General features: G+C 75.2%; 9 protein-coding genes. 1 reads left to right on the top strand and 8 read right to left on the bottom strand.

Going from position 1 to position 9,284, the window contains the following annotated elements:
• Positions 1 to 111: 111 nt before the first annotated feature.
• The 8 genes from ABD220_RS03210 to ABD220_RS03175 form a co-directional block, all read right to left on the bottom strand.
• On the bottom strand, positions 112 to 1,143 hold the full coding sequence (locus ABD220_RS03210) for a metal ABC transporter substrate-binding protein (RefSeq protein WP_344119758.1): 1,032 nt from the start codon (positions 1,141 to 1,143) through the stop codon (positions 112 to 114).
• Positions 1,144 to 1,198: 55 nt separating this feature from the next.
• Complete coding sequence (locus ABD220_RS03205) at positions 1,199 to 1,588, bottom strand: Fur family transcriptional regulator (protein WP_425552501.1); 390 nt, start codon at positions 1,586 to 1,588, stop codon at positions 1,199 to 1,201.
• Positions 1,589 to 1,590: 2 nt separating this feature from the next.
• Entirely contained in the window at positions 1,591 to 2,499 is a 909-nt protein-coding gene (locus tag ABD220_RS03200; protein ID WP_344119881.1) for a metal ABC transporter permease, read from the bottom strand.
• Between the two features lie 2 nt (positions 2,500 to 2,501).
• Positions 2,502 to 3,323: a metal ABC transporter ATP-binding protein gene (locus ABD220_RS03195; protein WP_344119754.1), complete on the bottom strand. Its 822-nt coding sequence runs from the start codon at positions 3,321 to 3,323 to the stop codon at positions 2,502 to 2,504.
• A 48-nt stretch (positions 3,324 to 3,371) separates the two neighbouring features.
• A complete protein-coding gene (locus ABD220_RS03190) occupies positions 3,372 to 5,201 on the bottom strand; it encodes an ABC transporter permease subunit (protein WP_344119752.1) in 1,830 nt (609 codons plus the stop codon).
• A 104-nt stretch (positions 5,202 to 5,305) separates the two neighbouring features.
• Entirely contained in the window at positions 5,306 to 6,856 is a 1,551-nt protein-coding gene (locus ABD220_RS03185; protein ID WP_344119750.1) for an ABC transporter substrate-binding protein, read from the bottom strand.
• 195 nt (positions 6,857 to 7,051) lie between these two features.
• A complete protein-coding gene (locus ABD220_RS03180; protein WP_344119749.1) occupies positions 7,052 to 7,789 on the bottom strand; it encodes an ABC transporter ATP-binding protein in 738 nt (245 codons plus the stop codon).
• Positions 7,790 to 7,821: 32 nt separating this feature from the next.
• Positions 7,822 to 8,712 carry an ATP-binding cassette domain-containing protein gene (locus ABD220_RS03175; RefSeq protein ID WP_344119747.1) on the bottom strand — a complete coding sequence of 297 codons (891 nt, stop codon included), beginning with the start codon at positions 8,710 to 8,712 and terminating at the stop codon, positions 7,822 to 7,824.
• A gap of 133 nt (positions 8,713 to 8,845) precedes the next feature.
• Between ABD220_RS03175 and ABD220_RS03170 the strand changes: the two genes are divergently transcribed.
• The gene (locus tag ABD220_RS03170; RefSeq protein WP_344119745.1) at positions 8,846 to 9,271 is read left to right on the top strand and encodes a hypothetical protein; all 426 of its coding nucleotides are present in this window, start codon (positions 8,846 to 8,848) and stop codon (positions 9,269 to 9,271) included.
• Positions 9,272 to 9,284: the final 13 nt, after the last annotated feature.

Below are 9,284 nucleotides of genomic sequence, written 5' to 3'. Positions count from 1 at the left end.
ACCGGGGCCTGTGCCGGTCGTGCTCCGGGGTCAGGGTTGCCGGGGGCACCGGCCCGGTCCGGGTGAGCGCCGTGCGCGGCGGCCGGGAGGGGAGACGGCCCTCGCACAGCCTTATGCGCAGTCCAGCGCGGTGCGCAGCGCCTCGAGGTTGTTGCGCATGGCCTGCTGGTAGTCGGCGTTCTCGTCGACCTGACCCTCAACCGGGTCCAGCACCGCCGTCCCGATCCCGTGCTCGGCCGCCAGGGTCTCGGCGACCTTCGGGTTGACCAGGGACTCCGAGAACACCGTGGTGACGCCCTCGGCCTCAACGACCTCGCCGATCTCGGCCAGCCGGGCCGGGGAGGGCTCGGTGTCGGGGTCGAGCCCGGCGATGGCCACCTGCTCGAGGCCGTACTTGCCGGCCAGGTAGCCGTAGGCGTCGTGGGAGACCACGATGGTGTTCCGCTCGCAGGTGGCCAGCCCCTCGGCGAACTCCTCGTCCAGGGCGGTCAGCTCCGTGGTCAGCTGCTCGGCGTTGGACTCGTAGGCCGCGGCGTTGTCCGGGTCGGCCTCGGCCAGCTCGTGGGCGACCTCCGTGGCCACCGCGGCGAGCCGCTCCGGGTCCAGCCAGAAGTGCGGGTCCTCCCCGCCGTGGTCGTGGCCGTCCTCAGCGGCGGCGGCATGGCCGTCCCCGGCGTGCTCCTCCCCGCCGTCGGTCTCTGCACCGTGGGCCTCCTCGCCGTGCGTCTCCTCCGCGGCCCCGTGCTCCTCGGCGGAGTGCGCTTCCGCACCTTCCACGCCGGCGTGCGCCGCGTCGAGGACGTGCTCGGGAGCCGCCTGGGCCACGGCGTCGTCGACCACCGGCTGGAACCCGGAGAGGTACACGACCGCGTCCGCGGTGCGCAGTCCGTCGACCGCGGCCGGGGAGAGCTCCAGGTCGTGCGGCTCGGCCCCGGCCGGGGTCAGCGACTCCACCTGCACGAGGTCCCCGCCGACGCGTTCGGTGACGTACTGCAGCGGGTAGAAAGAGGCCTGCACGGCCAGCCTCTCCGCCGAGTTCCCCGCGGTGGTGGCCGAGGGATCGGCCGAGCCGGAGGCGCAGGAGGCCAGCGCGAGAGCTGCGGTCAGGGACAGCGGAACGATGAGAGCGCGAGACAGGGTCATGCGAACAATTCTCAGTCAATCTGAGAATCATTGTCAAAACGGTCGGACCGGGCGCTCAGCAGACGCGCCGGCAGGCGCCGCAGGTCCCGTGGAGCTCGATGGCGTGGGAGACCTCGGTGAACCCGTGCCGGCGGGCGGTCTGGGTGGCCCAGCGCTCCACCTGGGTCTCGGCGACCTCCACGGTGTGCCCGCAGCGGCGGCACACCAGGTGGTGGTGGTGCTCGGTGCGCCGGCACCGGCGGTACCGGGTCTCCCCGCCCGGGGCGGCCAGGGCGTCGACCTCTCCGGCCTCGGCCAGGGCGTTGAGGTTCCGGTAGACGGTGGCGAGGGAGATGGACTCCCCCTGCTCCGCCAGCATGGCGTGGAGCTGCTGGGCGGAGCGGAACTCGGGGGTCCGCTCGAGCAGCTCGGTCAGGGCGGAACGCTGCCGGGTGGTCCGGGACATGGTCATGCTCCTCGCAGCTGGAGGTCGTCCTCGACGTGGTGGAGGCGATCCGCGCCGTGGTGCCGGGGGCGTCCCAGGAGGGGGCGGGCGATCAGCGCCAGGACGTAGCAGGCGATGGCCAGCACCACGATCGTGGCCCCCGGGGACAACGGGTGGAAGTAGGTGATCGACAGGCCGGTCACGCAGACCCCGACCCCGACGGCCATGGCCGTGCCCATGGTCCCGGCGAAGGAGCGGGTGACCAGCTGGGCCACGGCCACCGGGACGATCATCACGGCCGAGACCAGCAGGACGCCGACCACCCGCATCGACACGGACACGGTCAGGGCCGCCATGACGGCCACCAGGATGTTCAGGGCCCGCACCGGCAGCCCGGTCGCAAGGGCGAACTCCTCGTCGTGGCACAGGGAGAACAGGGCCGGGCGCAGACCGAGCCCCACGCCGAGGACCACCACGGCCAGCCCGGCGGTGAGCCAGACGTCCAGGGGCGTGACGGTGGCGATGGAGCCGAAGAGGTAGCCGGTGAGGTTCGCGGAGGTGCCGCCGGCCAGCCCGATCAGCAGCACTCCGCCGGCGATGCCGCCGTAGAACAGCAGCGCCAGGGCGACGTCGCCGCTGGTGCGGCCCTTGGTGCGCATCACCTCGATGAGCACCGCGCCGATGACGGCCGCGATCACCGCTCCGGGCACGGCGAGGGCGTCGTGCGGGGTGAGCCCGGCCGCGGAACCGGCCAGCCAGCCCATGGCCACCCCGGTCAGGGCCACGTGACCGATGCCGTCGCCGAGCAGGGCCAGGCGCCGCTGGACGAGGTAGGTGCCGACCACCGGCGCGGAGACGCCCACCAGGGCGGCGATCAGCAGGCCGCGCTGCATCAGCGGGCTGGCCAGCATGGCGGTGAAGGTCTCGAGCATGGTCACTGCGGCTTTCCGTGGAGGTCGGGGGCTGTCGGAACGGCGGAGTGCTCGTCCCCGTGGGGGTGCAGGTGCTCGTGATCGGGGTCGTCGTGTCCCGGGGCCGGCAGCGGGGGGCCGCCGTCGTGGACGACACGGCCCTGGCGCAGCACCACGGCGCGGTCCAACAGGGGGGCCAGCTCGCCCAGCTCGTGGAGCACGACCAGGAGCGTGGTGCCGTCGGCGCGCAGCTGCGCCAGGATGCGGGCCACGGCCTCCTTGGAGGCCTGGTCCACCCCGGACAGGGGCTCGTCCAGCAGCAGCAGCCGGGGCCGCCGCACCAGTGCCCTGGCGATCAGCACCCGCTGCTGCTGGCCACCGGAGAAGATCGCCACGCTCTCGCCCGCCCGGTCGGCCAGGCCGACCTGCTCGAGGGCGTCGAGGCAGGTGCGCCGGGCGCCGGCGCCCGGACGCAGCCGCCGGTGCCCCGTCAGCCCCGAGGCGACGACCTCCAGCGCGGTGGCCGGCACCCCGGCCCCGACGCCGACGCGCTGGGGGACGTAGCCGATGCTCGACCACGCAAGGGCCCGGCGCGCCCCGGTGACGTCGGCGCCGAACAGCCGGGCCTCGCCGGACGCGATGGGCACGATGCCGAGCAGGGCCTTGATCAGGGTCGACTTCCCGGAACCGTTGCCGCCCATCAGAGCCACGGCCTCGCCGTCGGCCACGGTCAGGTCGACTCCGCGCAGCACCGGAGCGGCGCCGAGGACCACGGTGAGGTCCTCCGTGCGGATCGCCGAGCGGTCCGCGGACGCCGGCACCGGCGGCGTGGATCGAAGTTTCATGAGATCCATTCTCAAGAAAATGAGAACGATGGTCAATTCGGCGCCGGCTCAGCGTCGGACCGGCTCCAGCGGGACCGGCACCGGCACCGCCTCCCCGGCGGGCGCCACGAGCTCCGGCGAGGGGCCGGGGACCGCGGCGGCGGACGCCGGGCCGGGTGGAGCGCCCCGCCGCGCGACGTCGGCGCTGGAGAGGGACACGGCCAGGACGGAGGCGAGCACCAGGGCTCCCGCGGGGCCGAGCACGGTCCACGGGGCGCGTTCGACGTAGCCGATGCCCTCGGCGAGCAGCAGCCCCCACTCCGGGGCCGGCGGCTGCTGCCCGAGGCCCAGGAACCCGAGGCCGGCGATGGCCAGGGCGGTGCCGGGCAGGCGCAGGATCGCGTGCCGGGTGACCTCCGGCAGCAGGGTGGGCAGGACGGTCCCGGCCAGGATGCGGGCGCGCCCCACGCCCAGCAGGGGAAGCACCCGGACGTAGGGCCGGGCCGAGATCTCGGCGACGAGGGCGGCGGTGTGGGCGGCCAGCGGCGCCCAGCTCACCAGGGTGACGGCCAGGGCGGCTCCGGCCGCCGAGGGTCCGGCCACCGCCACGACGAGAATGCCGGCGATGATCGGCGGTGCCGCGTTGGTGACCTCGACCGGACCGGTGGACCACGCCCCGCTCACTCCGACGACGAGGCCGATGACGAGACAGGCTGCGACCACGGCCAGGGCCAGGCCCAGGGTGTCCAGCGCGCCGTGGCCCACCCGGGCCAGCACGTCGCGCCCGGCGGCGTCGGCCCCCAGCGGCAGCGCCCAGGAGGGCGCTGCGAGCCGCCCGTGGGCGGAGGCGTAGGGGTCCCGGAACAGCCCGGCGAGGATCAGTCCCAGCAGGAGGCCCCCCGAGACGGCCGGCACCGCCCACCACGTCCGGCGCCGCCCCGGCGGGGGGCCCGGGACCGGCAGGTCGCCGGAGCGGGCCGCCGGCCCCAGCAGCGCCCGGCGGGCCAGGGCGGCCAGCGCACCGCAGATCCCGGCGAGGACCAGCAGGAGCAGCACCCCGGCCTGCAGAGCGGGGATGTCCTGGGCCGCGGCGGCCCCGAGCAGGGTCCGGCCCAGGCCGGGGATCGCGAAGACCTCCTCGACCGGCACCGCTCCGCCGGTGAGCCCGACGACGACGAGGGCGATCTGCCCGATCACCCCGGGCAGGGCCCGGTGCAGCGCCGCGAGCGCGATCCGGGGCCGGGAGTGCCCGGCCACGGCCCAGGTGTGCACCCAGCGCTCGGTGAAGGCGCCGGCCAGCGCGGTCGAGAGCAGCCGCCCGATCAGCCCACCGCCGGGCAGCCCGAGGGCCAGGGCCGGCAGGATCACGTGCTCGGGGCCGCGCCACCCGTAGGGCGGGAGCCACCCCGCCCACACCGCCACGACGATCAGCAGCACCGCCGCCAGGAGGAACTCCGGCAACGCGGTCAGCGCGGCGGCCGCCGCGCCGGCCCCGCGAGCAGGGCGCCCGGCGAGTCCGCTGAGGACGGTGGGCACGCAGGTCAGGGCGGCCACGACGAAGGCGACCGCCATGGCCGCGCCCATCAGCGTCAGGGACACCCCCATAGCGTCGACGACGCCGGGCAGGACCGGGCGACCGCTGATCCAGGAGGTGCCGAAGTCCCCGGTGAGCACTCCGGACGCCCAGTCGGCGAAGACGGCGACCGGGCCGCCGTCCAGGCCCAGCTCGGCCCGGATCTGGGCCAGCACCTCCGGAGTGGCCGGCCGGTCCGCGTAGCGGGCGCGCAGGACCGTGTACTCCGGGCTGTTGCCCGACAACCACGGCAGGGCCCCGATCAGCACCACCACGGCGGTGAACGCCAGGGCGCGCGAGATCAGGGCCGCCGCCCCTCCCCTCATGCGGTTCCTCGTCCGGTCCGCCGCTCGGCCCGTCACCCCGTGCGCGACTCGGCCCGTCCCTCGATCCATCACTCGATCCGCCACTCGGGCCGTCACTCGGGCCGTCACTCGGCGGCGGTGGTCTCTGCGGTGATGAGCTCGCGCTCGCGCGGATCGCGGACCGCGCCCTGCACGCCGCCCTGCTCACCCTGGATGACGCGCTCGTGGAGCATGGGGATGGCGGCGTCCTCGGCGAGGATCGCCGCTTCGGCGGCCAGGATCGCTTCCTGGCGCTCCGGGCCGGGGGCGGCCTGCTCGGCCGCGGTCAGCGCGTCGTCGACGGCCTCGGAGCAGAACTGGGAGAGGTTGAACGAGCCCTCGCAGCCGAAGTCGCTGACCATGTAGGCCACCGGGTCACCGGAGTCCAGCACGGTGGCGCGGGAGAGGATGAACGCGTCGAACTCGCCCTCGATCGCGTCGGCCTCGATGTACTGGTACTCGCGCACCTCCAGCTCGACCTCGAACCCGGCGGCCTCGAGCTGCTGCTGGAGCTGGACGGCGACCTCGGGCAGCTCGGCCCGGTCGGTGAAGGTGCCGATGGTGATCTTCTGCCCGGCCGGGTCCCCGGCCTCGGCGCGGTCGGCGAGCAGGTCGCGGTAGGCGTCGGTCTCCCGGCCGGCCGCGGCGTAGGGGATCGCCGGGCCCAGCAGGCCGGCGGCGACGTCGGCCCGGCCCTCGTAGACCCCGTCCACGATGCCCTGCGGGTCGAGGGCCTCCCGGGCCGCCGCGCGCAGGGCCGGGTCGGCGAAGGGGCCCTCCTCGGTGTTGAGGTAGAGGGTGTTGGTGCGCGGCATCGGCACCTCCTCCAGGAGGTCCTCCTCCACCTGGGCGGCCTGGCCCACCGGCACGGCCTCGACGACGTCGGCCTCCCCGGTGCGCAGCGCGGCGGCCCGGGCGGTGCCGTCGGGCACGAAGGACACGTCGATGCCGGCCGCGGCCGCGGCTCCGTCCCAGTAGTCCTCGTAGCGCTCCAGGGTGGCGCCGGAGGTGCCGTCCACGGCGGTGAGCTCGAAGGGCCCGGTGCCGTGGCCCACCGGGGTCACCGCGCGCCCCTCGTAGGCGGCCGGCGCCAGGATCGACAGCTGCGGGCTGGACAGCCGCTGCGGCACGAGCGGATCGGCCTCGGCGGTGGTGACCCGCACCGTGTTGCCCTCGGCCGCCACGCTCATCTGCACCCCGTCGAGGATGCGCGGGGCCGGCTCGGCCTCCACCGCCCGGGCCAGCGAGGCGGCGGCGTTCTCCGCGGTGAGCTCGGTGCCGTCGTGGAAGGTGACGCCGTCGCGGACGGTGAAGGACCAGGTGGTCTCGTCGAGCTGCTCCCACTCGGTGGCCAGCATCGGCTGCGCCTCCCCGGCCTCGTCCAGTCGGATCAGGGTCTCGGCGGTGGACCAGCGGGAGAGCTTGAAGGCGTCGTCGCTCAGCGGGGACAGCCCCGAGCGCGGCGGCTGCAGCATGGCCAGCTCGATCCGGGCGTCGGTCGAACCGCCGGCTCCCCCGGCGGAGGTGGTGCCGGAGCCCTCGGAGAAGCAGCCGGTGAGCAGCAGCAGGCTGACGGCGGCGAGGCCGAGGCCGGTGCGGCGGGCGGCGAGGCGGGGAGCGGTGGGGCGAGGGGGCATCGGGCGCCCTTTCGGGGTGGTGGGTGAACGGTGACGTGGATGGTGAGAGGTCGTTCCGGGGCCGGGAAGGCAGGCAGCACCCGGGGAGCGCGACGGCGACGCGCGGGCGAGCGGGATCAGCGGGCCCCACGGTGTGCCGGCGCGCCACGGGGAGCGGTGGTGGCGTCCATCCGGTGCCCCGGCAGCGGGCGGGCCTCAGACGGGCAGGCGGGGAACGGCATCCACCAGCTCCTGCGTCGTCGGGTGGCGCGGTGTCTCGAGGAGCCGGTCGGTGGGCCCCTCCTCCACCACCTGCCCGCGGTCGAGCACCAGCGCGCGGTCGCACAGGGAGCGGACCGCGGTGAGGTCGTGGGAGATGAAGAGCAGCCCCAGGCCTGCCCGGACGTGCTGGTCCCGCAGCAGCTCCAGCACCTGGTTGCGCAGCGGCAGGTCGAGCCCGCTGACCGCCTCGTCGGCCAGGAGGATCCGCGGTCCGGTCACCAGGGCCCGGGCGATCGCCACGCGCTGGGCCTGGCCGCCGGAGAGCTCGTGGGCGTGCCGGGCCAGGTGCTCGGCGCCCAGTCCCACCTGCTCCAGGGCGTCCTGGACCAGGCGCAGGTGGTCGCCCGGGACGCGGAAGCGCCGCAGCGGTTCCCGCAGCTGGCGTTCCACGCTGCGCCGCGGATCCAGGCTGGACGCCGGGTCCTGCGGGATGTACTGCACGGCCTGCCGGGCCCGCCGGATCCGCTGCCGGCCCGTCAGAGGCACGCCGTTGAAGAGGACCTCGCCCCGGTCGGGGCGTTCCATGCCCAGCAGCAGGGACAGCAGCGTGGACTTGCCCGACCCGGAGGGACCCACCACTCCCAGGGCCTCGCCCTCGCGCACCTCCAGATCGACCCCGCGCACCGCGGCCACGGTGCCGGAGTGGGTCCGGTAGGTCCTGGTGAGCCCCACCCCGTCCAGCGCGGTGCCTCGCGCCGGCGGACTCACGACGCCACGCCCACAGGAGCCGCACCCCGCGGGGTCATGTCCGGTGGGACCAGGGCGGGCGGGACCGGGGCGGGCCTGGTCAGGGCGGACGGGGTCGGGGCGGGCGGGGTCGGGGCGGGACGGAGGCCGGCGCGGGCGGCCTCGACGAGGGCCGCGGTGAAGGGCGCCTGCGGCGCTGCGACCACCTCGCGGATGGGGCCTGCCTCGACCACCCGGCCTCGTTCCAGGACGACGACGTCGTCGCACAGGTCGGCTGCGACCGCCAGGTCGTGGGTGACGAACAGGAGCCCGCCGCGCCCCGGGCCGGTGCACCGGCGCAGGGCCTCGACCACATGGTGCTGGCTGATCATGTCCAGGGCCGTGGTCGGCTCGTCGGCCACCAGCAGGTCAGGGGCGGCGGCCATGGCGAGCGCCAGGCACACCCGTTGCCGCTGCCCGCCCGAGAGCTGAGAGGGGTGGGCGCGCAGGATCTGCTCCGGGTCCTCGAAGCCGACCTCGCGGAGCAGCTCCTCCACGATCCGCCCGGCGGCCGCCGCGCCGAGCCGGCGCCGGCGCGCCACGGCGGGCAGCAGCTGCCGGTCCAGACGCACCACGGGGTTCAGCGCCGCCTGGGAGTCCTGGAAGACCGCCGCCATTCCCGGGCGCCGCCCCGGCGCCTGGCGCCAGGGAAGGTCCCGGCCGGCGACCCGCAGCGAGCCCTGCACGTCGAACCACTGCCCGAGCAGTCCCAGCAGGGCCAGCACGGTCAGGGACTTCCCCGAGCCTGAGGCTCCGAGCAGGGCCACCCTCCGCCCGGGCGGCACCTGCAGGTCCACTCCCTGCAGCAGCGGCCGGCCGGCCACGGAGACACCGAGGCCCCGCACGTCCACTCCGGTCGCGCCGCACATGCTTCCTCCTTGCCAAGAACCGCCTCAACAGGCTCTCATGGTAATGAGTTTCATTCTCAGGAGCCAATTCACTGAGAACTGCCCCGGGAGCCACCCATCCGCGACATCACCCATCGATCCAGGAGGACGTCCCATGACCCACAAGAGCGCTCCGAGCAGGACCACCGCCGGCGCCGGCGGTCCAGTGGTCGCAGTGTGCCGAGGTCACCGGTGCGTCGGCCTGCACCGCATGGCCGGCACTGCCGAGCAGGTGGAGAACCTCCAGGAGGTGGTGAAGGCCACGGCCGGGGCCGTCCTGATCTCGTCCCCGTGCCTGGGACGGTGCGAGATGGCCTCGCTGGTCGCCGTCGCGCGACGGGACGGGCCCAGCGGACAGGTCGGCCCGACCGTGTGGCTGAGCGGGCTCGAGGAACCGCACCGCGTGGAGGCGCTCAGCCGCTGGATCGCCTCCGGCGGACCCCAGCGGATCCACCAGCCCGAGCACGGTGCGCCGGAGCCCCTGCAGGACGCCGTGAGCGGCTTCGGTCCGCCCCCCACGGTCTCCCGCCGCGCCCGCTGACGCGTCACCGCGG

This window comes from Kocuria aegyptia, from assembly GCF_039530085.1.
Classification (GTDB): Bacteria; Actinomycetota; Actinomycetes; order Actinomycetales; family Micrococcaceae; genus Kocuria; species Kocuria aegyptia.
The sequence above is the reverse complement of the archived record's forward strand: the minus strand, read 5'-3'. Positions and strand labels throughout refer to the sequence as shown.